The sequence below is a fragment of the Tessaracoccus sp. OH4464_COT-324 genome (assembly GCF_003932855.1).
In the GTDB taxonomy this organism is placed as follows: Bacteria; Actinomycetota; Actinomycetes; order Propionibacteriales; family Propionibacteriaceae; genus Arachnia.
Window position 1 is genome coordinate 61306 of the sequence record NZ_RQYZ01000009.1, and the last position, 24581, is coordinate 85886.

General features: G+C 67.7%; 27 protein-coding genes. 22 read left to right on the forward strand and 5 right to left on the reverse strand.

Annotation, left to right across the window (positions count from 1 at the left end; genetic code table 11):
• Positions 1 to 40: 40 nt before the first annotated feature.
• The 5 genes from EII42_RS06900 (at position 41) to EII42_RS06920 (ending at position 3502) form a co-directional block, all read left to right on the forward strand.
• Positions 41 to 1042: a CAP domain-containing protein gene (locus EII42_RS06900; RefSeq protein ID WP_125171384.1), complete on the forward strand. Its 1002-nt coding sequence runs from the start codon at positions 41 to 43 to the stop codon at positions 1040 to 1042.
• Positions 1043 to 1258: 216 nt separating this feature from the next.
• Complete coding sequence (locus EII42_RS06905; RefSeq protein ID WP_158676429.1) at positions 1259 to 1918, forward strand: trimeric intracellular cation channel family protein; 660 nt, start codon at positions 1259 to 1261, stop codon at positions 1916 to 1918.
• A gap of 1 nt (position 1919) precedes the next feature.
• The gene (locus tag EII42_RS06910) at positions 1920 to 2387 is read left to right on the forward strand and encodes an ATP-binding protein (protein WP_125171386.1); all 468 of its coding nucleotides are present in this window, start codon (positions 1920 to 1922) and stop codon (positions 2385 to 2387) included.
• A gap of 168 nt (positions 2388 to 2555) precedes the next feature.
• Positions 2556 to 3056 (forward strand): GNAT family N-acetyltransferase, encoded by a 501-nt coding sequence (locus EII42_RS06915; protein WP_158676430.1) that lies wholly within the window; start codon positions 2556 to 2558, stop codon positions 3054 to 3056.
• On the forward strand, positions 3053 to 3502 hold the full coding sequence (locus tag EII42_RS06920) for a pyrimidine dimer DNA glycosylase/endonuclease V (RefSeq protein ID WP_125171388.1): 450 nt from the start codon (positions 3053 to 3055) through the stop codon (positions 3500 to 3502). Before EII42_RS06915 ends, EII42_RS06920 begins: the two co-directional genes overlap by 4 nt.
• On the opposite strand, the gene EII42_RS06925 is transcribed toward EII42_RS06920, so the two are convergent.
• Positions 3483 to 4259, reverse strand: a complete 777-nt coding sequence (locus EII42_RS06925) for a hypothetical protein (protein WP_125171389.1) — start codon at positions 4257 to 4259, stop codon at positions 3483 to 3485. The genes EII42_RS06920 and EII42_RS06925 overlap by 20 nt on opposite strands.
• A 71-nt stretch (positions 4260 to 4330) precedes the next feature.
• Here EII42_RS06925 and EII42_RS06930 point away from each other — a divergent pair, with 71 nt between their 5' ends.
• The 8 genes from EII42_RS06930 (at position 4331) to dapC (ending at position 12783) form a co-directional block, all read left to right on the forward strand.
• Positions 4331 to 4837 carry a phosphoribosyltransferase gene (locus tag EII42_RS06930; RefSeq protein WP_125171390.1) on the forward strand — a complete coding sequence of 169 codons (507 nt, stop codon included), beginning with the start codon at positions 4331 to 4333 and terminating at the stop codon, positions 4835 to 4837.
• Positions 4783 to 5409 carry a hypothetical protein gene (locus tag EII42_RS06935; RefSeq protein ID WP_125171391.1) on the forward strand — a complete coding sequence of 209 codons (627 nt, stop codon included), beginning with the start codon at positions 4783 to 4785 and terminating at the stop codon, positions 5407 to 5409. Before EII42_RS06930 ends, EII42_RS06935 begins: the two co-directional genes overlap by 55 nt.
• A 12-nt stretch (positions 5410 to 5421) precedes the next feature.
• Positions 5422 to 5598, forward strand: a complete 177-nt coding sequence (locus tag EII42_RS12900; RefSeq protein WP_158676431.1) for a hypothetical protein — start codon at positions 5422 to 5424, stop codon at positions 5596 to 5598.
• Positions 5599 to 5672: 74 nt separating this feature from the next.
• Entirely contained in the window at positions 5673 to 7724 is a 2052-nt protein-coding gene (tkt, locus tag EII42_RS06940; protein WP_125171392.1) for a transketolase, read from the forward strand.
• A 68-nt stretch (positions 7725 to 7792) separates the two neighbouring features.
• Positions 7793 to 9469, forward strand: a complete 1677-nt coding sequence (gene sppA / locus EII42_RS06945) for a signal peptide peptidase SppA (protein WP_125171393.1) — start codon at positions 7793 to 7795, stop codon at positions 9467 to 9469.
• 67 nt (positions 9470 to 9536) lie between these two features.
• Positions 9537 to 11240: a VanW family protein gene (locus tag EII42_RS06950; protein WP_125171394.1), complete on the forward strand. Its 1704-nt coding sequence runs from the start codon at positions 9537 to 9539 to the stop codon at positions 11238 to 11240.
• Between the two features lie 141 nt (positions 11241 to 11381).
• Positions 11382 to 11699, forward strand: coding sequence for a ferredoxin (gene fdxA / locus EII42_RS06955; protein WP_125171395.1), 318 nt, complete (start codon positions 11382 to 11384; stop codon positions 11697 to 11699).
• A 1-nt stretch (position 11700) separates the two neighbouring features.
• Positions 11701 to 12783 carry a succinyldiaminopimelate transaminase gene (gene dapC / locus EII42_RS06960; protein WP_125171396.1) on the forward strand — a complete coding sequence of 361 codons (1083 nt, stop codon included), beginning with the start codon at positions 11701 to 11703 and terminating at the stop codon, positions 12781 to 12783.
• Positions 12784 to 12826: 43 nt separating this feature from the next.
• Here dapC and EII42_RS13845 read toward each other — a convergent pair whose 3' ends face one another.
• A complete protein-coding gene (locus EII42_RS13845; protein ID WP_125171397.1) occupies positions 12827 to 13654 on the reverse strand; it encodes a hypothetical protein in 828 nt (275 codons plus the stop codon).
• The gene (gene dapD, locus EII42_RS06970; protein WP_125171398.1) at positions 13654 to 14580 is read right to left on the reverse strand and encodes a 2,3,4,5-tetrahydropyridine-2,6-dicarboxylate N-succinyltransferase; all 927 of its coding nucleotides are present in this window, start codon (positions 14578 to 14580) and stop codon (positions 13654 to 13656) included. Before dapD ends, EII42_RS13845 begins: the two co-directional genes overlap by 1 nt.
• A 97-nt stretch (positions 14581 to 14677) precedes the next feature.
• Here dapD and dapE point away from each other — a divergent pair, with 97 nt between their 5' ends.
• The 4 genes from dapE (at position 14678) to EII42_RS06990 (ending at position 17354) form a co-directional block, all read left to right on the forward strand.
• A complete protein-coding gene (dapE, locus tag EII42_RS06975) occupies positions 14678 to 15736 on the forward strand; it encodes a succinyl-diaminopimelate desuccinylase (protein WP_125171399.1) in 1059 nt (352 codons plus the stop codon).
• Positions 15737 to 15747: 11 nt separating this feature from the next.
• Complete coding sequence (locus EII42_RS06980) at positions 15748 to 16476, forward strand: TIGR00730 family Rossman fold protein (protein ID WP_125171400.1); 729 nt, start codon at positions 15748 to 15750, stop codon at positions 16474 to 16476.
• Positions 16473 to 17000 (forward strand): hypothetical protein, encoded by a 528-nt coding sequence (locus tag EII42_RS06985; RefSeq protein WP_125171401.1) that lies wholly within the window; start codon positions 16473 to 16475, stop codon positions 16998 to 17000. The genes EII42_RS06980 and EII42_RS06985 overlap by 4 nt, the downstream gene beginning before the upstream one ends.
• Positions 17001 to 17186: 186 nt before the next feature.
• Positions 17187 to 17354: a DUF3117 domain-containing protein gene (locus EII42_RS06990; protein ID WP_125171402.1), complete on the forward strand. Its 168-nt coding sequence runs from the start codon at positions 17187 to 17189 to the stop codon at positions 17352 to 17354.
• A 55-nt stretch (positions 17355 to 17409) separates the two neighbouring features.
• Here EII42_RS06990 and glgA read toward each other — a convergent pair whose 3' ends face one another.
• Positions 17410 to 18603: a glycogen synthase gene (glgA, locus tag EII42_RS06995; protein WP_125171403.1), complete on the reverse strand. Its 1194-nt coding sequence runs from the start codon at positions 18601 to 18603 to the stop codon at positions 17410 to 17412.
• Between the two features lie 140 nt (positions 18604 to 18743).
• Between glgA and glgC the strand changes: the two genes are divergently transcribed.
• The gene (gene glgC / locus EII42_RS07000) at positions 18744 to 19970 is read left to right on the forward strand and encodes a glucose-1-phosphate adenylyltransferase (RefSeq protein ID WP_125171404.1); all 1227 of its coding nucleotides are present in this window, start codon (positions 18744 to 18746) and stop codon (positions 19968 to 19970) included.
• 129 nt (positions 19971 to 20099) lie between these two features.
• Here glgC and EII42_RS07005 read toward each other — a convergent pair whose 3' ends face one another.
• The gene (locus tag EII42_RS07005) at positions 20100 to 20750 is read right to left on the reverse strand and encodes an O-methyltransferase (protein ID WP_125171405.1); all 651 of its coding nucleotides are present in this window, start codon (positions 20748 to 20750) and stop codon (positions 20100 to 20102) included.
• 80 nt (positions 20751 to 20830) lie between these two features.
• Here EII42_RS07005 and dapA point away from each other — a divergent pair, with 80 nt between their 5' ends.
• From dapA to EII42_RS07025, 4 genes are all read left to right on the forward strand, one after another.
• Positions 20831 to 21727, forward strand: coding sequence for a 4-hydroxy-tetrahydrodipicolinate synthase (gene dapA / locus EII42_RS07010; RefSeq protein ID WP_125171406.1), 897 nt, complete (start codon positions 20831 to 20833; stop codon positions 21725 to 21727).
• Between the two features lie 88 nt (positions 21728 to 21815).
• Positions 21816 to 22367 (forward strand): RNA polymerase sigma factor SigE, encoded by a 552-nt coding sequence (gene sigE / locus EII42_RS07015; protein ID WP_125171407.1) that lies wholly within the window; start codon positions 21816 to 21818, stop codon positions 22365 to 22367.
• A 3-nt stretch (positions 22368 to 22370) separates the two neighbouring features.
• Positions 22371 to 23789: an anti-sigma factor gene (locus EII42_RS07020; protein WP_125171408.1), complete on the forward strand. Its 1419-nt coding sequence runs from the start codon at positions 22371 to 22373 to the stop codon at positions 23787 to 23789.
• Between the two features lie 18 nt (positions 23790 to 23807).
• Positions 23808 to 24224, forward strand: coding sequence for a Sec-independent protein translocase subunit TatB (locus EII42_RS07025; protein WP_125171409.1), 417 nt, complete (start codon positions 23808 to 23810; stop codon positions 24222 to 24224).
• The last annotated feature ends 357 nt before the right edge of the window (positions 24225 to 24581 follow it).

The following is a 24581-nucleotide window of genomic DNA, read 5'->3' on the forward strand; positions in this document are numbered from 1 at the left end:
TTGAGTAGGCCTTACCTTGTCTCCTAGCCGAGGAGGTCAGATGCGCCTCAACCGTGTGCTTGCCGCCCTGGTCTTGGCTGCGACGCCGCTGTCGCTCGCCACCGCCCACGCCTCACCCGCTCCCGCCCCGCTGCAGCGGGTGCTGCCCGCCGACGACCAGGGGGCGGAGGCCTTCGAACAAATCATCCTGAACGAGCTGAACCGGCTCCGGAGCCAGCACGGCCTGCAGCCGATGGCGCGCTACGTCGAACTCGACGTGGTGGCCGAGGACTGGTCGAAGTCGATGGCCGCCGAGGGGGCGATCGGTCACCGGCCGCAGTTCGCCGACAAATACCCCGACGGCTGGACTCAGGCCGCGGAGAACGTCGCTGCGCGCACCGGCGGCGGCGACATCGGTGCCAAGATCTTCAGCCAGTGGGCCAACTCGCCCGGGCACCTGGCGAACATGCTCAATCCGGAGCTGAACTCCGTCGGCATCGGCCTGGCATTCGACTCCGCCACCGGCGCCTGGTATGCCACCCAGAACTTCGCCTCCTATCCCGAGCAGGCCGGGCTGACCCCCGCGAAGTCGGCATCCCGGCCCGCCAACCCGCCCGCGACGGAGGCCCCCGTCAACCGTGACCAGGCGCCCCAGGCGCAACGGGTCGTCCGCCCGAAGAGCCCCAAGAAGCGGGCAACGGAGTCCGCCTCGCCGGCCCAGCCGACCGCTCAGCCGGAGGATACCGCCGTCGAGGCGCCCCAGCTGGACGCTGCCACCCCCGAGCCGCAGCCCGAAGCCGTGGCACCCGCCCCGCAGCCACCCACCCCAGCCGCGCCCGCGACCGAGGAGCAACGCAACCAGAGCGTCGCCATGGCGCAACCCCAGCAGCCCGCCCCCGCCCAGCCTGCGCAACCGGTCAAGGGTGAGTCTGCTGGTATGGCCGGCAGCTGGCTGGCCATCGCCAGCATCGCCAGCGTCACCGCAGGCGTCGTCGCTGTCACGTTGGCCACGGTTTACCTGCGGCGGCAGCGGACGGTGGCGGCCCCGCGTCGAGGGTTTTGAGAGGGCGTCGCGAAGTTCCTGCCGGGCCGCGGAAACCGCATCAGGTGAGCGGGCCCTCAGCGTCCTGGCCCGTGCGTACCGACGCGGGAGAAGCCGTTGAGGGGCCCGCGAGCCGGTCGGTCATGCCCCGCCAGGGCAGTGCATCCGCGACGCGCCCCAGTCGAGCGGCTGCTCCGGCTTGACGGGACAGGGGGGCCAGCGCAATACAATCCCCGTGTGACTCCGGAAGACATTTTCCGCATCGTCGACGTCACCGGGGTGATCGCCAACGGGCTGCTCGGTGGTGCCGTGGCTCGGCTGCGGGGCTTCGACGCGATCGGGTTTCTGTTCCTGGCGGTCGCCTCCGCGCTCGGGGGCGGCATCATGCGTGACGTCATGCTCGCTCAGGGGCCGCCCGTCGCGCTGGTGGATCCCTACTACGTTCCGGGGGCCGCCGTGGGCGCGGCAATCGCCTACCTGCTGGTCCTCGACGGGCTGTGGTCGCGTCGCATGCTCATACTGGCCGACGTGCTGGCACTCGGCTGCTGGGCGGCAACCGGGGCGGTGAAGGCGCTCGGGGCCGGGCTCGGCTCGGCGTCGGCAATCTTCCTGGGCGTCCTGACCGCCGTGGGCGGCGGAGTGCTGCGCGACGTGCTGGCGGGGCGCACCCCGGGCATCTTCGGTGGGCAGCCGCTGTACGCGACCGTCGCGATCCTATCCAGCATCGTGATGGTGGTGTGCGACTCGCTGCACCACCCGGTGTGGGGAATGGCGCTCGCCATCGTCTGCTCTGCGGTGCTCGGCATCGTCGCCCGGCGCCTGAACTGGCAGCTGCCGGGGGCGGCTTCCCTCACCTTCCCGCGCCCGCAGTGGCCGCGGGCACGCAAGGCACGCTGAGATGGCGAGGGTGGTGCTGCTCTGCGGCCCGACGTGTTCCGGCAAGAGCACCTACGCCGCGCGGCTGGCCGAACAGGGGTTTGCGTGGCTGTCCGTGGACGCCGACGCGTGGGCCGCCGGGCACGTCGAGCAGCCGTTGCCCGGGCCGGTGCAGCGCGACATCAAGGTCGCGCACAAGCGGCGGCTGCGGGAGCTGGTGGCGGCAGGCAGGGACGTCGTGGTCGATTACGCGCTGGCATCGAGGGCCCGCCGCGACGAGTACCGCGCGCTCGCGCAGCAGGCGGGGGCGGAGGTGGAGCTCGTCTACTTCGACGTGGCGCCCGACGAGCTGCACCGCCGGCTCGCTGCCCGCAACGCGCAAGGCCTGTCGGCGCACCGGGTGTTCGTGTCCCCGGAGCAGCTGGACCGGTGGTTGCGCTCCTTCGAGCCGCCGACGGCGGACGAGGAAGCCTGGGTGGTGCGCGGTTAAGGACCGTGCCGAAAGAGCTGCCGGTGTGATTCCCGGGCCCGCCGACTCGGCGCTGTGGCGGCCCCTCCCGCGTCGGAGGCGCCGGTCGAGGCGGAGCGAACCCTTCTTCGCCCGGCCCAGCGAGCCGCAGCCTGCGCGGCTTTCGGAAGAGGTCCTAGAGTGGGGCGCGTGACCGACATCAGCCTGCGCGCAGCCACCGAATCCGATCGCACCTACATCGAGCGCCTGTTCTTCCTCACCGAGGTGTGGGGCGACGAGGAGAAGCCGGTGCGCCCCACCTTCGTGGGCGAGCTGGAGCGCTATGTGCACTCGTGGGATGAGGGACAGGGCGGTTTCATCGCGATGGATGCTCACGGCATCCCGGCGGGCGGGCTCTGGATGCGGCGCGGCGACAACCCGAGCCTGGCCGCAGACTATCTGCCCGACGACGATGTTCTGGAGATTCTGCTCGCGGTCGAGCACCGCTTCCGGGGCCGGGGCATCGCGAGGCTGCTGATCGCGGCGGCGGAGCGGTACGCGCTCGATCACGAGATGGAGAAGGTGAGCCTCATCGTCGAGAACGGTAACGATGGTGCCCGCGCGCTCTACGAGCAGCTGGGCTACCGACTGGTGAACACTGTTGCGGAGAAGGGTTTCTTCATCATGCAGAAGCGGGTTGCTCTCCCATGAGACTCTGGTCTTTGCATCCGAGCCTCCTGGACCGGCAGGGGTTGACCGCCGCCTGGCGAGAGGCGTTGCTGGCGCAGAAGGTGCTGGCCGGCGGCACCGTCGGGTACCGCAATCATCCGCAGCTGGAGCGCTTCCGTCAGTGCGCCGACCCGGGCACGGCGATCGCCACCTTCCTGCATGGCATCGCCGACGAGGCGGTGGCGCGCGGCTACCGCTTCGACCGGAGCCGGATCGACGCCCCGGCGGGTGACGTGACGATGGAAGTGACGGAGGGCCAGGTGGCTTTCGAGTGGCGGCACCTGCTGGCCAAACTGGCTGCCCGCAGCCCCGAGGTCTGTGATCGGGTGCGGCACGGCGGGCCGATTCTGCATCCGATGTTCCGTCAGGTTCCGGGGGTGGTGGCGAGCTGGGAGCGCCCCGTCGAGGTCAGCCAAACCGCAACCTGAATCCCAGGTGGTGGGTGCCGCCTGGGGCGATGGTCACGGCGTTTCGCGTCACGTTGCCCACCTCCACGCACAGCATCCGCGGCCAGTCCGAGCCTGCAAAGTCGGGCAGTTCCTCGGCCAGCTTCGGGCCGGGATTCCACACGACGACGTCGCTGGCGCCGCGCGCCTCAAGCACGAGGAGCCGGTCGGGCATCTCGATGGTGATCGGCCCGCCGGCCGCGTCGAGATGGATCTCGTCGTAATGGCCGGCGACGGTGATCGGCCGCTCGCCCACGCCGTGCACGCTCGCGGTGCTCACCGCGTTCACCAGAAAGTAGGTGTGGAGGGCGTCGTCGACGATGACCTCCTCCGACGGGCTCTCGATCGAGAGGGTCACTTCCAGCTCGCGGCCGAAGGTAGCCTCGTAGCGGTAGCGCAGATCCGCCGGGTACTGGTCGGCGTGGGCGAGGTGCGCGTAGGCGTCGGGGCGGAGAGTCCAGGCGGCTCGTGTTACCTCGCCCAACTGCCGGGCCCCCTCGAACTGCCAGTCCACCCAGCGCACCAGCCCGTGCGGGTGGCTGACCGGAGCCACGCCCCGCCCTTGGCTGAACCAGGGCGCGCAGATGGGGATGCCGCCGTGGAACTCGGCGTCGGGGTTGGCGTCGCCGGTGACGAACAGGGCCTCGTGCGCGTGCCTGGGGTGCCAGGAGGTGATGGTCGCGCCACGGTCCATCGCGGTGGCAGTGCAGGCGGCGTTGCTGAAGTGGCGGGTGGTCATGGGCCAACGCTAGCGGCACGGGCTTCGCGGGCGGCCAGCGCCCCACCCGCGGCACCCCTTATCCTTTAGTCATGGCTTATCACGCAGACGCAACCGACCTGTCCGGCAAGGAGATTCTCACGTGGGAGGGCCTGGGCCAAGCCACCGACGATCTGGCGCGCGCCATCGTCGATTCCGGGTTCCGTCCCGAGATCCTCATCGCGGTGGCCCGCGGCGGGCTGCTGCTGGCCGGGTCGCTTACCTACGCCCTGGGCGTGAAGCTGACCGACGCGATCAACGTCGAATTCTACACCGACGTCAACTCGACCCTGCCGGATCCTGTGCTGCTCGCGCCCATGCTGGACACCAAGGCCATCGCGGGTAAACAGCTGCTGATCGTCGACGACGTGGCCGATTCCGGCCGCACGCTCGGCCTGGTGATCAAGCTGCTGCGCGGTTTCGGCGCCGAGGTGCGTTCGGCGGTGCTCTACTCGAAGCCTGCGACGATCGTCGAGCCGGACTACGTGTGGAAGAGCACGGACAGGTGGATCGTCTTCCCGTGGTCGGCGAAGCCGCCGCTGCTGGGCGGCGGCGAGTGATTCGTCGGCTGCTGGCGACGCTGCTCGCCGTGTGGCTGGTGTCGGCTGGACAAGCGTGGGCGTGCGACTGTCCGCCGGGGGATCTCGACGAGTGGGCGCGTGAGGCCGATGTCGTGGCGCACATGCGTGTTGACAGGATCGAGGTTGACGAGCCCAATTCTCGCGCCTTCTACACGCTCACCCCGATCACGTTCTGGAAGGGGGACGTCGACACCTCGGTGTTGGTGGGGGCAGACTTCGGCGCTGTCGAGTGCAGCGTCAACTGGCGGGTTGGCGAGGAGAAGCTCGCCTTCCTGCACGGGGACGCGGGCACTGGGTTCACCACCGGGTTGTGCAGCGGCAGCACCGCTTTCGACGACGGGGTGCGCGCCCGGCTGGAGGCCTTCCTGGGCGCTGGGCGGCCGGCGAGGCTGGACCCGCATCACCCGGTGGGGGAGCCGCGCTTCGACGGTGTAGCCCCGAATCCCACGAGCGCCTATCTGGTCGGGGGATCGCTGGTGGTGCTGCTGGGTATCGTTGTGCTGCAGTTGTTGTTCCGTCAACGGGCCCGCCGTGGCCCGGGCGACACGTGAGGGAGGTAATTCGTGGCCGAGACACGAACCTACGACCCCAGTGAGGGTGACGACCTGGCCAAGCTTGTGCGCGACGCGCTGGGCGAGAACGTTCGGCCGGTGGAGCCGGGCAGCTTCGTCGAGTGGTCCAGCGAGCCGAGCGACGACGGCACGGCCTCGCTGGTGGACGTCCCGCAGTTCGATTTTTAGGCGACTCCCGCGCGGCGCCCTTCGCCAGAGCCAGTAAGCTTTCCAATCACGTACCAGATTGCTAAGGAAGCATCGTGACTCTTGCATGGAATGAAACCGACGCGCGTGCCGTAGACATCGCGCGGATCCTGTCCGCTGACGCCGTGGAAAAGGTGGGCAACGGCCACCCTGGCACCCCGATTTCGCTCGCGCCGGTTGCGTATCTGCTCTATCACAAGGTGATGAACGTCGACCCGTCCGACGACAAGTGGCTGGGCCGAGACCGGTTCATTCTGTCCGCGGGACACGCGTCCATGACCCAGTACGCGCAGCTGTACCTGGGTGGCCTGGGGCTGGAGATGGACGACATCAAGTCGCTGCGCACCTGGGGCTCGCTCACGCCCGGGCATCCGGAGGTGGGGCACACCAAGTTCGTGGAGTGCACGACGGGTCCGCTGGGCGCGGGCATCTCGAATGCGGTCGGCATGGCGATGGCGGCCCGTCGCACCCGGGCGATCCTCGACGGCGAGTGCAAGCCGGGCGAGTCGCTGTTCGACTACCACGTCTACGTGGTGGCCGGCGACGGCTGCCTGCAGGAGGGGGTGAGCGCCGAGGCGTCGTCGCTGGCGGGCACCCAGAACCTGGGCAACCTGATTCTCATCTACGACGACAACCGCATCACCATCGAGGGCGACACGAAGATCGCCTTCACCGAGGACGTGTGCGCGCGCTACGCGGCCTACGGCTGGCACGTTCAGGAGATCGACTGGACCAACGGCGGCACCGAATACAGAGAGGACGTCGAGGCGCTGTACGCGGCGATCGAGGAGGCGAAGAAGGTCACGGACAAGCCGTCACTCATCCGCCTGTCGACGATCATCGGCTGGCCGCTGCCGAACAAGCAGGGCGACCACGCCGTGCACGGGTCCAAGATTGGCGCCGAGGAGATCGCGGCGATGAAGGAGGTGCTGGGCTTCGAGAACGAGCCGTTCAAGGTGGAGGAGGACGTGGTCGCCCAGGTGCGCTCCGCTCTCGCCGAGCGCGGCCGGGCCGCCCGTGCCGCCTGGGACGAGCGCTTCGCCGCCTGGCAGGCGGACAACCGGGAGGGTGCCGAACTGCTGGAGCGGCTGCGTGAGCGCAAGCTGCCGGAAGATCTCGCCCTGCCCGTGTTTGAGGAGGGCTCGAAGTCGACGCGCGCCGCGTCGGGGGAGGTGCTCTCCGCGCTGGCGGATCAGCTGCCGGAGCTGTGGGGCGGTTCGGCCGACCTCGCGGGTTCCAACAACACGACGATGAAGGGCCAGCCGAGCTTCCTGCCGGCCAACCGGCAGTCGAAGGACTGGTCGGGCTCAGAGAACGGCCGCACCCTGCACTTCGGCGTGCGCGAGCACGCGATGGGCGGCATCGTCAACGGAATCAACCTCGCCGGTTTGACGCGCGCCTACTGCGGCACCTTCCTGGTGTTCGCCGACTACATGCGCCCGACGGCGCGGCTCGCGGCGCTGGGCGGCATCCCCAGCATCTTCGTCTGGACACACGACTCGGTGGGTGTGGGCGAGGACGGGCCCACCCATCAGCCGATCGAGCACCTGGCGTCGCTGCGCGCCATTCCTGGCCTCGCGGTGGTCCGTCCGGCGGATGCCAATGAGACCTCGGTGGCCTGGGGCGAGATCCTGCGGCGTACCGGCCAGCCTGCGGGCCTGATCTTGTCGCGGCAGAACCTGCGCACCATCGAGCGGGGCGTGCGCTATGCGTCTGCTGAGGGCGTGGCGCAGGGCGGTTATGTGGTCAGCGAGGCCTCGGGTGAGCCGCAGGTCATCCTGATCGCCACGGGCTCCGAGGTGGCCGTCGCATTGGACGCCCAGGAGCAGTTGGAGGCCGGCGGCATCGCCACCCGGGTGGTCTCGATGCCTTGCCAGGAGTGGTTCGACGAGCAGAGCGAGGAGTACCGCGAGTCGGTGCTGCCGAAGGAGGTGACCGCGAGGGTGAGCGTCGAGGCCGGCATTGCCATGGGCTGGGCGAAGTACGTTGGCCAGGGCGCGTCGATCTCCATCGAGCATTTCGGGGCGTCGGCGTCCGGGGAGGAGTGCTTCGAGCGCTTCGGGATCACGGCGAAGAACGTCGTCGAGGCGGCCAAGAAGTTGCTCTGACAGGCTTGCGAGCACCAGCCCCTGTGGATAACTCCACGGGGGCTGGTGCGCGTTTGTACTCTTGAGGCATGGCCAAGTTCTGTAGCAAGCTCTCATCCCTGCTCGACCAGCCCGTGGTGCTGGAGTTGGATCTCGCCCGTGGCGTCCTGGACGCCCGGCCCGCAAACCCCCTGCAAGCCATCCAGTTGCTGAACGCAACGACGATGCCTGCCCTGCGCACAGCCCTGCATCAGGCGGCCAAGGCGGAGCACGTGAAGGGGTTGATCGTGCACGCAGGCAACGTCGGACTAGCCGTCAGTATGCTCGACGAGGTGGCGCTGGAGATCGAGCGTTTCGCGGAGCACAAGCCCACGGTGGTGTGGAGCGAATCGTTTGGCGAGGGCGATCCCGGCCTGGCGCTGTACAAGATGGCCACAGCGGCCCACGAGGTGTGGCTGCAGCCTACGGGCATGCTCACGCTGAGCGGCGCCGGGGCACAGATCACCCTGCTCAAGGGCGGGTTGAACAAGCTGGGGGTCGAGCCGGAGTTCGGGAAGCGGCACGAGTACAAGACGGCCGCGGATCAGTTCGCTGCGGACGAGGTGAGCGATGCCAACCGCGAGATGGTGACGGCGATCGTCGAAGGTATCGTCGACGACGCGGTCTCCACGATTGCGCAGCGGCGCGGGCTGGAGGTCGACGTGGTGCGCGCGGCGATGAAGGAGGCCCCGATCTCTGCGCAGCGGGCCCTGGAAATCGGCCTGGTGGACCGGCTGGGCTACCGCGACGAGGTGTACAAGTCGGCGTTGGGTGAGTGGGAGGCCAAGCCGGAGCAGCTGCGGTTCGTCAGCCGCTACGCGCTCAAACCCGATCTGCGCAAGGCCCTGCGGCGGAATCGAAAGAAGATCGGCGTGGTCAGCATTCGTGGGGCGATCGTCACCGGGCGTGGCTCCACCGGGGTGATGGGGCAGCAGGTCGGTTCCGATGTGGTGGATGAGCACCTGCGGCAGGCGCTGCGCGACGACAGCATCGTCTCGGTGCTGCTCGATGTTGACTCGCCCGGCGGCTCCGCTGTGGCGAGCGACTTCATCCGGCGCAGCGTGCACACGCTGCGGGAGGCAGGTAAGCCTGTGGTGGCTCGCATGGGCGCGGTGGCGGCATCGGGCGGCTACTACGTGTCCATGCCTGCGGACGAGATTGTGGCGCTGCCCAGCACCCTGACGGGCTCGATCGGCGTGTTCGCGGGCAAGATGGTCACGCAAGGGCTTTACGACAAGCTGGGTCTGGTGCGGGAGTCCATCACCGCCGACCCCTGGGCGGCGGCCATGAGCCCGACGCGGAAGCTGGACGAGGACGGCTGGCGACGGCTTAACGAGTGGCTGGACCGCGTCTACCTCGACTTCACCACTGCGGCCGCAGAGGACCGCAACATGTCCTACGAGGAGCTGGAACGCCTCGCCCGGGGACGCGTCTGGACGGGTAGTCAGGCCTGCGAGCGTGGCCTGGTGGACCACGTCGGTGGCTATCGGCTCGCGTTGGAGCGGGCCGCGCTGCTGGCTGGGATGGATATCGATGATGTCGACGTGGTGCCGGTCGGCCTGGCGGGTACGCTTGCCCGACTGAAGCCGGCGCACTCCTCGGAGAGTGCCGGGCACGCTGGGTTGGCTCCGGTGAGTATCGAGGGGCTCTGGTCGGCGGCGCTCAGGGAGTTGGGGCTGCCGAGCTACGGGGTGCTGACGATGCCGTTCGAGCTGAGGCTGCGGTGAAGGATGGGGAACTGACCCGTCGAGCCTGTTATCGTTGGGGGTCTGTGTTTTTTCATGAGGTTGGTTGGTGAAAGACTCTAACTCTAAGAAGCGTAAGAAGCTTTGGCTCGGGATCGGCATCGGCTGTGCGCTGGCTCTGACGAGCGGTACCTACGTTGCGGCCTATTTCGTTGCCGGAAATCAGGTGCCTGCCCGTGCTGAAGCCCGCGGTGTCGCTATTGGCGGGCTCACCCCAGCGACGGCGGAGCAGCGGCTGCGCGACGAGCTGGGTGACGGCTTTGGCAAGCCGGTGATGCTCAGGTTCGGGGAGCGCAGCGTTGAGCTGGATCCCGCGAGCTCGGGCCTGTCGGTCGATTTCGCCCAGACGGTGCACAACGCCGGGGCGGGCTTCAGTTGGAACCCCGCGCACATCTACCGGTCGTTGGCCGGTGGTGAATCCGTCGATCTCGTTTTCGACATCGATCGAGAAAAGCTGAAGCAGGCGGTCGCTGGCGTGACCGCCAAGTTCGAGCTGGCGCCGGTGGATGCCACGATCACTTTGGTGGACGGCAAGGTGAGCGGTTCGCCGGCGGTCGTCGGGCATTCACTCAAGGTGGATGAGACGGTGGACAGGGTGATCGAATCCTTCACCGCAGGAAAGCAGACGGTGGAGCCGGCGCTGGCCACCGTCGAGCCGGAGACCAGCGATGCAAAGGTCGCGGAGTTCCGTGACGGGACGCTGAAGAAGGCACTCACCGGGGCGGTCACGCTCACCACCGCCAACGGAGACCTCGTGCTGACCGAGGAGCAGATCACGACGGTGGTCCAGATCACCGGTAAGGGCAGCGACCTCGCTGTGGGGGTCAACGAGGTGGCGCTGCAGGAGGTGACGAAGGAGGCGTTGTCCAAGCTCAGCGCGGACGGCCCCAAGAACGCCTCCTATACTTTCGCGGAGGGCGCAGTCACGGTCGTCCCGGGGAAGAGCGGCACCACGATCGGCCCCGAGCAGGTAAGCACGGCGCTGAAGCAGGCGCTTGAGGGTGACCGCACTGCCAAGATCGAGTCGGCCGTGCAGGAGCCGGAGTTCACGACGGAAAAGGCGGAGCAGCTTAAGCCCACCCAGGTGATCGGCGAGTTCACCACCCACTACCCGCACTCGCACTACCGCAACGTCAATATCGGCCAGGCGGCCAAGCTGATCAACGGCACCGTCGTGCTGCCGGGCGAGACCTTCAGCATGAACAACACGGTGGGCGAGCGCACGCCGGAGAATGGTTTCACCGAGGGCTACGTCATCAACGGCGGGGCGCTCCAGAAGTCGAGCGGTGGCGGGGTGTCGCAGGCAGCCACCACGCTGTTCAACGCCGCGTTCTTCGCGGGCTACGAGGACGTCGAGCACAAACCGCATTCGCTGTACTTTCCACGCTACCCGGCGGGCCGTGAGGCCACGGTCTACTACGGAGCTGTCGACCTCAGATTCAAGAACAACACCGAGTACCCCGCGATCATCCAGGGCTTCATCGACCCGTCCGGTGGGGGCAAGAAGGGTTCCGTGACGTTCCGCATCTGGTCGAGGCCCACGTGGGACAAGGTGGAGTCCAGCGAGCTGCGCAAGTTCGACTACTATTCGGGCGGCACCCGGGTGTCGAACGACGCGAAGTGTGAGCCGCAGTCCCCGATCCAGGGGTTCAGCGTGAGCTACGATCGGCTGTTCTACAAGGGCGGGCAGGTGGTGAAGACCGAGCCGTTCTTCTGGAAGTACGACGCGGGCGACCGGATCACCTGCGCCTAGGGCTCGTTGCGAAAGCCGCGCGGATCTGCGGCACACCGGATCGGGCCTCTCCCTGACAGCACTTTTGAACAGGCCTGGTCGATGGGTGCGCCGTGCGGCCGCGCGAGTTAGACTCTCTGACAGCAACGTTTGAGGAGAACCATGACCTACATCATCGCTTTGCCCTGCGTCGACGTGAAGGACCGCGCCTGCGTGGATGAGTGTCCCGTCGACTGCATCTATGAGGGCAATCGGATGCTGTACATCCACCCCGACGAGTGCGTTGACTGTGGGGCTTGTGAGCCTGTCTGCCCGGTTGAGGCCATCTACTACGAGGATGACCTGCCGGAGGATCAGGCCGAGTTCTACGACGCAAATGTGCAGTTCTTCGACGGAATCGGCTCCCCCGGGGGAGCCGCGAAGCTTGGGGTGATCGATAAGGATCACCCCATGATCGAGGCGCTGCCCCCGCAGGCCTGAGATGCTCAGCCTGCCGGACTTCCCGTGGGATTCGCTGGCCGAGGCGAAGGCCACGGCCAGCGCCCATCCGGGGGGCATCGTCGACCTTTCGGTGGGTACCCCGGTGGACGGCACCCCCGACGTGGCGCGCGCCGCGCTGGCGGCTGCGGCCAACGCGCACGGCTACCCGACGGTTTGGGGTACGCCAACGTGCCGTTCCGCGATACTGCGCTACATGTCGCGACGCTGGGGCGTGACCGGCCTCAGCCATGAGTCGGTGTTGCCGGTGATCGGCACGAAGGAGATCGTGGGCTGGCTGCCCACCTTGCTCGGGCTGCGCGCGGAGTCGGTTGTTGCCTTCCCGACGATGGCCTACCCGACGTACGAGGTGGGGGCCCTCACCTCCGGCGCCAGGCCGCTGGCTTGCGACGATCCGGCACGGCTGCCGGGCGACACCAGGTTGATCTGGATCAACTCACCCGCCAACCCGACCGGTCGCATCCTGGGCCTCGACGAGCTGCGCGCCTTCGTGGCCCGCGCCCGCGAGCTGGGGGCGGTGCTGGCCAGCGACGAGTGCTATGGGGAGTTCGCTTGGGAGGCGGAGCCGCTGTCGGTGCTCGACCCGAGGGTGTGCGACGGCGATCACGAGGGGCTGTTGGCGGTGCATTCCGTGTCGAAGCGCTCGAACGCGGCAGGCTATCGCGCGGGGTTCGTCGTCGGTGATCCGGCGCTGGTGCAGGCCCTCGTCGGGCTGCGTAAGCACCTGGGCATGATGGTGCCCGCGCCCGTGCAGGCGGCGCTGGCGGCGATGCTGGACGACCAGGAGCACGTCGACGAGCAGCGCGAGCGCTACCTGGCCCGCCGTCGGCTGCTGCGGCCCGCGCTGGAAACGGCGGGTTTCACCGTGGAACATTCCGAGGGCTCGCTCTACCTGTGGGCCACGCGCGGCGAGGACTGCCGGGAAAGCGTGGCCTGGCTGGCCGAGCGCGGCATCCTGGTGGCGCCGGGCGATTTCTACGGCCCGGCTGCGGCGCGCCACGTTCGCGTGGCCTTGACCGCCACCGACGAGCGGGTCGCTGCGGCGGTCGGCAGACTCACCGCCTGAGCGCTGGGCACCGACCGTCCGAGGGCCCGTCGTTCCCAGTTCCCTATTTCTGGGCGGGTCCGAGCGTGAGCACCGCTCCGTCCACTCTTCGTTCGGTGGTGCGCCAGGTGCCGTTGGTTTCCAGGCGCTGGTCGCCGACCTCGACGACGCTCACTCCCGCCTCGTAGGTGTTCAGCAGCGCCAGGTGGACGGCCGCCCAGAGGTGGGCGTCGTCGTCGGCCGTGATTAGCAGCTGGTTGCCGTCGGTGCGCACCGTGACGCCCGGCACGGGCTTCAGCACCTCAATGATCGGGTCGGGGTTGGCCACCGGCTCGGCGAAGCTGACACAGGTGACGGCGGCTTGCTGGGAACCGCGCAGCGTCGCTGCCAGCGCCGTGGCGTTCGGCACGTGCTTGCGGTAGGCCTGCGGGTGGCCGGAGCGCTGCACTTTCTGCGCCTGGTCGTTGATGTCGGTGCTCTCCCACTTTTTAAACTTCACCAACTCCTCGTAGAAGCGCAGCGAGGAATACCAGGGATCCATGATCTGCTCCGCGGTGCCCCAGTCGAAGCGCGGGTCGGGGCGCTGCTGGAAGAGGCCGAGGGAGTCGCGGTCGCCGTAGTCGAGGTTTCGGATGCCGGACTCCTGGTAGGCGGTGGCGAGCGCCACCGTCGCCGCCCGTTCCGGCAGGCCCGCCTGGAAGGAGGCCGCGACGATGATGCTGCTCATGCGAGACTGTTCGCGGGTCAGGGCCACCGGCTCGCCGGCGGGATTGGCGACGGTGCACCGCTCCGGTGTGAAGCGCGCGTACAGGTAGCCGTAGGCCTGCCACGCGACGATGCCCAGCCCGGCGACGAGCGCCAGGACGACCGCCAGGGTGAGTCGGCGTTTCATCAGTTGGCGTGCAGCTCGGCGTTCAGCGCGACCTTGTTTTGGCGGCGGTGCTTGACCACCACCTGCCCGGTGAGGGAGTCGCGTAGGAAGAGCAGGTCATGCTGGCCCGAGAGCTCGCGCGCCTTGACCACCTGCCCGTCGGGCAGCGTCACCTTGGTGCCCGCAGTGACGTACAGGCCGGCCTCGACGACGCAATCGTCGCCCAGCGAGATCCCGATGCCGGATTCGGCGCCCAGCAGGCAGCGCTCGCCGATGCGGATCACTTCCTGTCCGCCGCCGGAGAGGGTACCCATGATCGAGGCGCCGCCGCCGACATCCGATCCATCGCCGACGACCACCCCGGCCGAGATGCGACCCTCGACCATGCTGGTTCCGAGAGTGCCGGCGTTGAAGTTGATGAATCCCTCGTGCATGACGGTGGTGCCCGCCGCGAGGTGGGCGCCCAGCCGGACTCGATCCGCGTCGCCGATGCGAACCCCGCTGGGCACGACATAGTCAATCATGCGGGGGAACTTGTCGACCCCGTAGACGGTGAGCTGCCGACCCTGGGCCCTGAGTGCCAGCCGGACGCGTGGCACGTCGTCGATGCGCACCGGGCCTAGGTTGGTCCACGCGTTGTTGGGTAGCACGCCGAAGATGCCGGTGAGGTTCAGACCGTGCGGCTGGACCAGCCTGGCGGAGAGCAGGTGTAGTCTCAGGTAGGCGTCCTCGACGCCGGCGGGCGGCTCGTCGAGCTGGATCTGCACCCGGACCGGCCTGCTTTCGACGCCGCGCGTCGTATCTGTGCTCGCAGCCGCTGCCAGTTCGGCGGGGGGCTCCGCCGTGATGTCGTCGCCCAGCGCGGGGGAGGGATACCAGGCGTCAAGGATGCCCTGGGGATGGACGGTTGCCAGGCCCCAGGCCCAGGCGGTGCGAGTTTCAGTCATGTGTGCCAGTCTAGCCAGCCCGTGCGGAGGATCCGGGCGAAAACTGCAACCTGCGGGCCGGGCCGACGCGACCACCCAGTTGGCTAAGCTCAAGGCCATGAGCCTTGACCTTGGTGCCCCGCTGGGCCAGCTGTTGGCGCAGATCGTCGACGTGGAGAGCGTCTCCGGAAACGAGCGCGCCCTCGCGGACCTCATACAGGCAGCGCTCAGGCTGCCACACCTGGAGCTGTACCGCGACGACGACTGCGTGGTTGCGCGCACCAACCTGGGGCGCGACCAGCGAGTGGTGATCGCCGGGCACCTGGACACGGTGCCCGTGGCCGACAATCTGCCGTCGAGACTGATTGACGGCGAACTCTGGGGCCGCGGTACCGTCGACATGAAGGGCGGGGTGGCGGTCATGCTGGCGCTGGCTGCGGAGCTGACCACTCCCGCTCGGGACATCACCTGGATCTTCTACGATAACGAGGAGGTGGAAGCCAGCAGGAACGGCTTGGGGCGGTTGGCACGCACCCGGCCCGACCTCGTGCAGGCCGACTTCGCGGTGCTGATGGAGCCCACCGCCGCGCTGATTGAGGGTGGCTGCCAGGGGACGGTGCGGGTGGTATTCGAGGTCGAGGGCCAGGCCGCCCACTCGGCGCGTAGTTGGATGGGGGTGAACGCTATCCACGGCCTAGCTGAACTGTTGGCTGTCCTTGCGGCGTACCAGCCGCGAGAAGTGGAGGTGGACGGGCTCGTCTACCGGGAGGGCTTGAACGCCGTCGAGGTGACTGGGGGCATGGCCAAGAACGTCATTCCGCCTAGCGCGTCGCTTACCGTGAACTACCGGTTTGCGCCGGACAAGTCGGTTGCCGACGCTCTTGACTGGTTGAGGGAGCTGTTCGGGCGCGAGTTCATCGTCGACGATGCTTCGCCCGCTGCACGCCCGGGATTCGACCGGGCGCCGGCACGCGAGTTTCTGGCCGCGGTGGGGGGCGACGCGAAGCCGAAGTATGGCTGGACCGATGTTGCGCGGTTTGCCGAACTGGGCATCTCAGCAGTGAACTACGGACCGGGGGATCCGTCGCTGGCCCACCGTGACGACGAACGCTGCCCACTGACAGACTTGGACAAGTGCGCCGCAGGCCTGAGAGCCTGGCTGACGGCGACTGAGTAGAAAGGCCACCCATGACACAACTCCGCCGCACCCAGGGTGCGCTGATCCTGTCCGGCAAGCGCCACGAGCAGCCGACAGCGGACCAGGCTCTCCTGGACGAGAGCTTCAAGCGTCATCAGCAGGATCCCTGGCGGGTGTTGCGCATCCAATCGGAGTTCGTGGAGGGCTTCGACGCGCTACACGACCTAGAGCCAGCGGTCAGCATCTTTGGCTCCGCCCGTACCAAGCCGGGCGACGAGATGTACGGCAAGGCGCAGCAGCTGGCCACGCGCTTGGTGGAGGAGGGCTTCGCGGTCATCACCGGGGGCGGCCCCGGCATCATGGAGGCCGGCAACAAGGGCGCCTGGGAGGCTGGGGGTACCTCGGTTGGGTTGGGCATCGAACTGCCGCACGAGCAGGGTATCAACGACTTCGTCACGCTCGGCATCAACTTCCGGTACTTCTTCGCGCGCAAGACGATGTTCCTGAAGTACTCGCGCGGATTCATCACCCTGCCGGGCGGATTCGGCACTCTCGACGAGCTGTTCGAGTCGCTTACCCTCATCCAGACGGGAAAGGTGACGCAGTTCCCGGTGGTGTTGTTCGGCACCGAGTACTGGGGGCCGCTGGTTTCCTGGATCAAGAACACCCTCATCGGCGGCGGGTACATCTCGGCACGTGATGAGACCCTATTCCTCCTCACCGACGATGTGGAGGAGGCGGTGGCCGCTATGGGCAAGCCGAACGGAGAGTACAAGTGATTGTCATCATCGTGCTGGCTGCGCTGGCGGTGATGGCACTGGCCGCGATCGCCGGCACTGGAAAGTTCGGCCAGTGGCAACCCACCACCTCGGATGCGCCGAAGGGCAGACTTCCAGAAGGACCGATCGACGGCGAGTTCCGGGCGAAACTGGTGATTCCCGCCGCGCCCTTTGGCTACGCCAGGCAGGAGGTGGACCAGTTGCTGGACCAGATCGTCGCTGGGCTGAGCGTCGAGCGACCTAGCTTCACCGTTCGGCCGCGGGGCTACGACATGGCCTTCGTGGACGAGGTGCTGGATCGGCACTTCGAGCCGCTCGACGCGGCGTCGCAGGCCACAGCTGCGACGCCGTCGAACCCGATGCCTACCGGCGGGGGAACCAGCGAGGAGGAATCGTCGGGTGCCGCTGCCGAAGAGCGGGAAGCGACACAGGACATCCCGGAGTCAGAGAGGCCCGACCCGTCCGAGGAGCTTGCCGGGCAGGAACCCGCGAGGGAGGGCCCGCACCGGATGTCGGCGGAGTAGGCCGTCGCTGTTCCGTGCCCGGAGTTGGGCTGAGGGGGGGCTTCCGGAGGCCGTCGGAAATGCCGGGTGTGTGCCGACGCGGCGGCGTGTCCGGGTTGGGGAACGGGTTTCGTCTTGAGACGGCCGACAACGTGGATGATCGCGGTAGACTGGGTGTCAGCCCGACTGAGTAGTGAGGATTATTTCATGGCAGCGATGAAGCCCCGTACTGGCGACGGACCAATGGAAGTCACCAAGGAAGGCCGTGGGATTGTTATGCGCGTCCCCGTCGATGGGGGTGGTCGACTGGTCGTGGAGATGAACTCCGAGGAGGCGAACGCGCTGCTCACTGAACTCCAGGCAGTGATCGGCTAGTTTTTGTCCGCGAGGGGGCGCCCGGCCAGCAGTGCCGGGCGCCCCCTCGCGTGCGTCAGCTGCCGTGCCGCTCGATGGCGAGCCGGTACACGTCAACGGTCTGCTCGGCGATCGCAGCCCACGAGAACTCGTCGATGCAACGCTGCCGCCCGGCAATGCCGAACTGGCGAGCGAGGGCCGTATCCCGGGTCAACTGGTTGACTCGATCGGCGAAGGCGGCCTCGAAACCCCGCACGAACTCTGGATCGCCAGCTTGCGCGGGATCGTAGGGGACCAGGAGACCGGTTTCTCCGTCGGCCACCACCTCCGGGATTCCGCCGACGGCGGAGGCGACGACGGGGGTTTCGCAGGCCATCGCCTCCAGGTTCACGATGCCGAGCGGTTCGTAAACCGACGGGCAGGCGAAGACAGTGGCGTGTGTGAGCACCTGGCGCACTGAGGCGCGCGGCAGCATCTCCTGCACCCAGAGCACACCGGCGGTGCGCTGGCGCTTCAACGCGGCGAAGGCCTCGTCGAACTCTGCGGCGATCTCCGGGGTGTCCGGCGCGCCGGCCAGCAGCACAAGCTGCGTGTCGGGGTCGAACTGCGCTGCTGAGCGCACGAGGTGCACCAGTCCCTTCTGGCGCGTGATGCGGCCGACGAAGGCCACGTACGGCTTGTCCAGGTCGATGCCCAGGGCGGAGACGACGTCGGTGCCGGTGTCTGGGCGGAACTCTTCGGTGTCGATGCCGTTCTTCACGACGTGCACCTTCTCGGGGTTCAGTTCCGGGTAGCTGTCTAGCACGTCCCGGCGCATGCCGGCGGACACCGAGATCACGGCATCTGCGGCCTGGTAGGCGGTGCGCTCGGCCCAGGACGATACGCGATACCCGCCGCCTAGCTGCTCGGCCTTCCACGGCCGGTGGGGCTCCAAGGAGTGGGAAGTGACGACGTGGGGCACGTCCAGCAGCAGCGCTCCGATGTGCCCTGCCATGTTTGCGTACCAGGTGTGGGAGTGACAGATGGCGGTATCCGGTGCCAGCGCTGCAGCGATCGAAAGGTCGGCTCCGAGCACGCGCAGTGCTGCGTTGGCGTCGGGCGGGAAGGTCTCGGGGTGCGCCACGGCACCGTCGCGCGGCTCGCCCATGCAGTGGACATCGACATCGATGAGCTTGCGCAGCTGCGGAACAAGCTGAGCCACGTGCACCCCGGCTCCGCCGTAGATTGATGGCGGGTACTCGCGGGTCAGTAGTGAAAGCTTGAAAGTCATGCGAGCATCGTTGCACGATTTGGGGTCCGGCGTGCCGTTAGGGCCGAACTCGTCGGAGCTTGGGCGGGCGCGGAGCGAATTTTGAGTGATTTTTCGGGATAACACCCGAAATGCACGCCGCTATGCGTTAGGTTCAGGTCATGTCCACCCGACCGAAGATTCTGTCCATCGTCCTCGCCGGCGGCGAGGGCAAGCGGCTCATGCCCCTCACGAAGGACCGCGCCAAACCGGCGGTCCCGTTCGGCGGCACGTTCCGACTCATCGATTTTGTGCTGTCTAACCTTGCCAACTCGGATTTGCGCCAGATCGCGGTGCTCACTCAATATAAGTCGCATTCGCTCGATAGGCACATCTCCATGACCTGGCGGTTCTCGACGATGCTGGGCAACTACGTGGCCTCGGTGCCGGCTCAGCAGCGGCTGGGGCCACGCTGGTACCAGGGCAGCGCCGACGCCATCTTCCAATCGCTCAACCTGATCTCGGACGCCGCGCCGGACTACGTCGTCGTGTTCGGGGCGGACAACATCTACCGCATGGACATCGAGCAGATGGTTGATGCGCACATTGACTCGGGGCTGGCGGCCACCGTCGCAGGCATCCGGGTGCCCAGGCACGAGGCCAGTTCGTTTGGCATCATCGACGCAGCGGCCGATGGCAAGATCCGCAACTTCCTGGAGAAACCGGAGGATCCGCCCGGCCTGCCCGACTCGCCGGACGAATCGTTCGCGTCGATGGGCAACTACGTCTTCAGCGCGAAGGCGCTCACCGATCGGCTGCTGGCCGACGCCGAGGACCCGACGTCGCGCCACGACATGGGCGGGGACATCATCCCCAGCTTCACCGAGGAGGGCCAGGCCCAGGTCTACGACTTCCGCTCCAACGTGGTACCCGGCGCGACGGAGAAGGACCAGGACTACTGGCGTGATGTGGGTACCATTGACGCGTTCCACGAGGCGCACATGGATCTGGTCAGCATCGATCCCGAGTTCAACCTGTACAACACGGAGTGGCCCATCTGGACGTCCCAGGTGCAGGCCCCCGGCGCGAAGTTCGTGATCCGCGGTCGCGCGGAGGACTCGATCGTCACGTCGGGCTGCATCATCTCCGGCGGCGAGATCGACCGCTCCGTGCTCAGCCCCCACGTGCACGTCGACAAGTGGGCGCAGGTGTCCGACTCGGTGCTGATGGACAAGGTGCGCATCGGCAAGAACGCGGTGGTTCGCCGCGCCATCCTCGACAAGAACGCGGTGATCCCCGACGGGGTGCAGATCGGCGTCGACCACGACCACGACCGGGCTCGCGGCCTGGCGGTGTCGCCCGGCGGCATCGTGGTGGTCGGCAAGGGCGTCACGGTGCCACGCGACTGACCGGCCCGGATGGCTGTCCCGGAACCGGCTGGCTCCTCGGTAGGGGCCAGCCGGTCTCCTGGCCGGCGACGCGCGGGCCAGGCCGTGCCGGAAGGACTCGGTCGGGCCGGTTATCCCTGCAACCGGTTGCTAACGCTTCGTGGCGAGCAGGAGACCGTTGCCAACGGGCAGCAGCGCCTGCGCGTACTCCTCGCTCGCGGTGACCGCCTCCAGCGCGTCGCGGATGATGATGGCCTCGTCGGACTCGCGGGACTGGTCGGGCACCTCGTTGAACCACAGCGCGTCATGCAGGATCAGCACACCGCCGGGGCGCAGGAGCCTGCCCGCCGAGTACACGAACTCGACGTAGTCGAGCTTGGCGCCGTTGACGAAGACGATGTCGTAGGCCCCGTCGCGCAACTTCTGCAGCACGTCGAGCGGCGCGCCCGCGATCAGGCGGTAACGCGACGAGGGGAAGCCGGCCTGCTGGAACACCTGCCGGGCCCACAGCTGCTGCTCGGCGGCGAGATCGATGCTGGTGAGCACCCCCTCCTTGCCCATCGCCTCCAGGAAGGCGGCCCCGGAGCCGCCGTGCAAAGTGCCCACCTCGACGACGTTTCGCGCACCCATCGCGCGGGTGAGCACGCTGAGCAGCGCCACGACGCCGGTGCTGATCGGGGTGGCGCCGCTCAGGATCGCTTCGTCGCGGGCGGCGCGCACCGCCTCGGAGACCGGCGCGTAGTCTTCGGTGTATGCCCAGGATTCGGCCGTGGGCGCGAGAGGCTGCTTGTCACTAGTCACATGACCAAGACTAGTCGCCCAGCCTCCAATAGGTGGGACAGCCACTACAATGAGCGGGTCATCGACTAACGGAGAGCAAGATGGACGAACAGCTCGAACCAGTTTTCGGCAGCGTCGTCACCGCGATGGTGACGCCCTTCCGCGGGAACGAAGTCGACCTCGACGCGGCGCAGCGGCTCGCGAAACACCTGGTCGACGACCTGGGCAACGACGCCCTGGTCATCAACGGCACCACCGGCGAGGCCCCCACCACCAGCGACGCCGAGAAACGCGCCCTGCTGGAAGCCGTGTCCGAAGCGGTGGGGGAGCGGGCGAGCATCGTCGCCGGGGTCGGCACCTTCTCGACGGCGCACACCGTCCGGCTCGCGGAACAGGCGGCCGAGGCCGGGGCCGACGGCCTCCTCGTCGTCACCCCCTACTATTCGCGCCCACCCGCGGCGCAGCTGGAGGAGCACTTCCGCGTCGTCGCCGACACCACCGAGCTGCCCGTGATGCTCTACGATATCCCGCACCGCGCTGGGCTGCCGATCCCGGAGGACATGTTGATCCGGCTGGCCGAGCACCCGCGGATCGTCGCCGTCAAGGACGCGAAGGGACAGCTGGCGTCGAGTTCGGTAGTGCTGGCCAACACCACTTTGCAGTACTACGCGGGCGACGACGCCCTGCTGCTGCCGCTGCTGGCCGTGGGCGGTGCGGGGGTGGTGGGCACATCCACACATTTCACCGCCCGCACGGCGCGCGCCATCGTCGATCATTATCGTTCAGGGCGGGTGGCGGAGGCCGCTGCGCTCAACAAGTTCGCGCTACCCGCGTTCACCGGAATCTTCGCCACCCAGGGCTGCATGATGGTGAAGGCTGTGCTCCGGGCGCGCGGCTTCGACGTCGGCGGCTGCCGGGCGCCCATGGGTGAGGCCCCGACGGAGGCGGTGGAGCGCTACCTGAGGGTGCTCGATGCTCATCTCGCGTTCGAGGGCTGATCGGGAACAAAATAGTTCTCCACAGCGTTTGAACATACACAGGTAATTGACAGGTTCGCCTGCTGTACTGGATGACGTGGAGAAAACTATGGCAGCTGAGGCCCCCGTAGCGGCCCCGACGTGGCAGGAACTGGTGCGCGACTACTCGCCCCAGATCTACCGCTACGCGCTGCGGCTCACCGGGAACGCCCACGACGCCGAGGATCTCACCCAGGACGTGTTCGAAAAGGTTTTCAAATCCATCCACACCTTCCAGCCGGGGACGCTCGCCGGCTGGCTGCATCGCATCACCACCAATTTGTTCCTCGATGGCGCCCGCCGCCGGCAGCGCATCCGCATGGACGCGCTGTCCACCGCGCCGGAACACATCTGGGGCAGCGCGGACACCCCGGAGAACGTGCACGCCGACGCGCTGCTCGACGCCGACGTGACCGCGGCACTCGCCCAACTGAAGCCGGAATACCGGGTGGCGGTGGTGCTGTGCGACATCGAGGGGCTGAGCTACGAGGAGATCGCCGAAGTGCTCGACGTGAAGCTCGGCACCGTGCGCAGCCGCATCTCGCGCGGCCGCAGCCAACTGCGTTCGGCGCTGAAGCACCGCGCGCCCGCGAAGGGACGCTCACGCTTCCTGGGGGTCTGAGCGATGGCCTGCCACAGATTCCGCGACGACCTCTCGGGGTTCGTTGACGGCACCCTCGCCGTCAAACGCTGGGAAGAAGTGGCCAAGCACCTCGCCTCCTGCCCCCTGTGCCGCGAGGAAGCGGCGGAGCTGCGCGAACTGCGTGAGCGGCTGTCCAGCGCGCGGGTCCCCGCGAGCGCCGCACCATCGTCGCTGGCCAGCAGGCTGGAGGCCATCGCGGGCGACGACTGCGCCCAACCCCTCTACCTGCCCGCCGGCGCGGCCTGCCCGCTGCCGTCCAGGCGCAGGCGCAAGCAGCGCATGCTGGCGCGCGCCGCGGCGGTCGGCTTCAGCTTCGTCGCGGGGGTGCTGGTGCTGGCCTTCGCGCTCGCGCCGGAGCCGCGCGTCGTCGACAACGCCGTGCAGCAGGCCCGGGAACAGTTCGCCAGGCAGGCCACCGCCATCAATGTTCAGGGCTCGGTGGGCGCCGTGCTGCTGGCGCAGGGCCGGGGCGCGCAGCTCAGACCCATGCCCCCCTCCGACGCGATGCCGCCGCCGCACCGGATCGCCCTCCCGGTGTCCGACGCGTCGGCCGAGGCGCTGCTGCGCCGGGCGGGCGACGCGCGCGTGCGCCTGAGCGGCATCCAGCTGGTGCAGATCACCCACGATGCCCAGGTGCTGGGCGCGGAGGTGGGCATTGAGCGCGTCTCCGGCGAGGGGGCCGGGCTGATCGTCTACGACCGGGTGGGCGAACGCTTCCTGACCAGCTTCGCACCCGACTTCAGCTCGGCCGACCAGGTCGCGCCCAGCGGGTGGACCTACTTCGTCTACCCCAGCCGGGCCGCGGAGTCGGGACGCGACGCTCAGGTGTTGGAGGCCCGCTCGGGGGAGCACGCCGTCGCGCGCTGGTGGCTCGACAACGCGTCGGGGATTACGCTGCGCAGCGAACGCTACGACACCCAGGGAAAGCCCACCATCTCCGTCAGCTTCCGCCGCCTGCTGCTCGGCGAGGCGGAGCTGCCCGAGGAGCGCCATAGCGCCGTGGAACTGTCCAGAGCCACCGCCAGCGGACAGCGCGGCTGGTGTGTTGGGCTGGTGAACTGCCCGTATCACGTCGCGGGCCTACCGCTGGTGGGCTACTCCTCGGCGGCCACCGGCGAGCGCTCGATGACGTTGGTTTACTCCGACGGTGTCAACATGCTCAGCGTGGTCTGGGTGGAGGGCCAGCTCGCGGGACGCGAACGAAAGAGCGTGCCCGCCGCCACTGGGCTGCCATCGGTGGAGGTGTGGCAGAGCGCAACGGGAGTCATCTCCGTGGCGACGAACGGGTCGCCCCGGCTGCTCAGCCAAGCGGTGGGCGAACTGCCCGAGGAAAGCGACTATACGCGCCCCGTCTGGGAGCGGCTCGGCGACGGGCTGCGGCGCATCGTCGGATTCGGCTGACCCATTAGCATGTAGGGCATGTTGTTTGGCATTGACGGAGTAGAGTTCATCCTCATCCTGGTGCTCGCCATCGTGATTCTGGGCCCCGAGAAGATGCCGCAGTACGCGCGGAAGGCCGCGCGGTTGTTCGTCTACCTCAAGGACGTCGCCAACAACACCCAGGCTTCGCTGCGCGAGCAGCTCGGCCCCGAGTACGCCGACCTACAGCTGGCGGACATGAACCCGAAGGCGTTCGTGAAGAAGCACCTCAGCCAGGAGATCGCGGCGCTGGAGGAAGCCAAGCGCGACATTGAGGAGATGAAGCAGCAACTGAAGGACGCTACCGTCGTTGCCAAGCAGGAGGTGGCCGACGCCAAGGCGCTCGCCCAAGCCAAGTCGGAGCCCGCGGCGGAGCCCGAACTCGTCGCCACACCCTACGACGACGAGGCGACCTGATTGTAAGTTATGACGTGGCTGCGGAGGCGTTTCTGACATAGCTTGGCGCGGTTGGGAGAGTACGAGAGCCTAGGTAGCGGTGCTTAGGCCGCTGAGTCTGCGTGCTTGTTTTTCCGGTGTTCTGGCTACTGTTGCTGCGCTTGGCTGGGCGGGGTGGCATGCTTTGAACGACGGCGGTCAAGCTGTTGCTGGATTCGTGATTCGATCCGGTGGTTCTCAACGAGGCCGACCGTCGGGAAAGGACATAGGTGATGGATCAGCGTTTTGTGAATGTGCCGGTGGGTTATCCCGAGGCTGGGGTGATCGGTGTGGCGATGGATAGTTATGACGAGCTAGAGCCGTTGGACATTGTTGATG

Coding starts and splice junctions, on each gene's coding strand:
- EII42_RS06900 (WP_125171384.1), top strand. CDS start 41: ATGCGCCTCAACCGTGTGCTTGCCGCCCTGGTCTTGGCTGCGACGCCG.
- EII42_RS07025 (WP_125171409.1), top strand. CDS start 23,808: ATGTTGTTTGGCATTGACGGAGTAGAGTTCATCCTCATCCTGGTGCTC.
- dapA (WP_125171406.1), top strand. CDS start 20,831: ATGGACGAACAGCTCGAACCAGTTTTCGGCAGCGTCGTCACCGCGATG.
- fdxA (WP_125171395.1), top strand. CDS start 11,382: ATGACCTACATCATCGCTTTGCCCTGCGTCGACGTGAAGGACCGCGCC.
- glgC (WP_125171404.1), top strand. CDS start 18,744: ATGTCCACCCGACCGAAGATTCTGTCCATCGTCCTCGCCGGCGGCGAG.
- EII42_RS06980 (WP_125171400.1), top strand. CDS start 15,748: ATGACACAACTCCGCCGCACCCAGGGTGCGCTGATCCTGTCCGGCAAG.
- EII42_RS06910 (WP_125171386.1), top strand. CDS start 1,920: ATGGCGAGGGTGGTGCTGCTCTGCGGCCCGACGTGTTCCGGCAAGAGC.
- sppA (WP_125171393.1), top strand. CDS start 7,793: ATGGCCAAGTTCTGTAGCAAGCTCTCATCCCTGCTCGACCAGCCCGTG.
- EII42_RS07020 (WP_125171408.1), top strand. CDS start 22,371: ATGGCCTGCCACAGATTCCGCGACGACCTCTCGGGGTTCGTTGACGGC.
- sigE (WP_125171407.1), top strand. CDS start 21,816: ATGGCAGCTGAGGCCCCCGTAGCGGCCCCGACGTGGCAGGAACTGGTG.
- EII42_RS06990 (WP_125171402.1), top strand. CDS start 17,187: ATGGCAGCGATGAAGCCCCGTACTGGCGACGGACCAATGGAAGTCACC.
- dapE (WP_125171399.1), top strand. CDS start 14,678: ATGAGCCTTGACCTTGGTGCCCCGCTGGGCCAGCTGTTGGCGCAGATC.
- EII42_RS13845 (WP_125171397.1), bottom strand. CDS start 13,654: ATGAAACGCCGACTCACCCTGGCGGTCGTCCTGGCGCTCGTCGCCGGG.
- EII42_RS06925 (WP_125171389.1), bottom strand. CDS start 4,259: ATGACCACCCGCCACTTCAGCAACGCCGCCTGCACTGCCACCGCGATG.
- dapD (WP_125171398.1), bottom strand. CDS start 14,580: ATGACTGAAACTCGCACCGCCTGGGCCTGGGGCCTGGCAACCGTCCAT.
- EII42_RS06920 (WP_125171388.1), top strand. CDS start 3,053: ATGAGACTCTGGTCTTTGCATCCGAGCCTCCTGGACCGGCAGGGGTTG.
- EII42_RS06930 (WP_125171390.1), top strand. CDS start 4,331: ATGGCTTATCACGCAGACGCAACCGACCTGTCCGGCAAGGAGATTCTC.
- glgA (WP_125171403.1), bottom strand. CDS start 18,603: ATGACTTTCAAGCTTTCACTACTGACCCGCGAGTACCCGCCATCAATC.
- dapC (WP_125171396.1), top strand. CDS start 11,701: ATGCTCAGCCTGCCGGACTTCCCGTGGGATTCGCTGGCCGAGGCGAAG.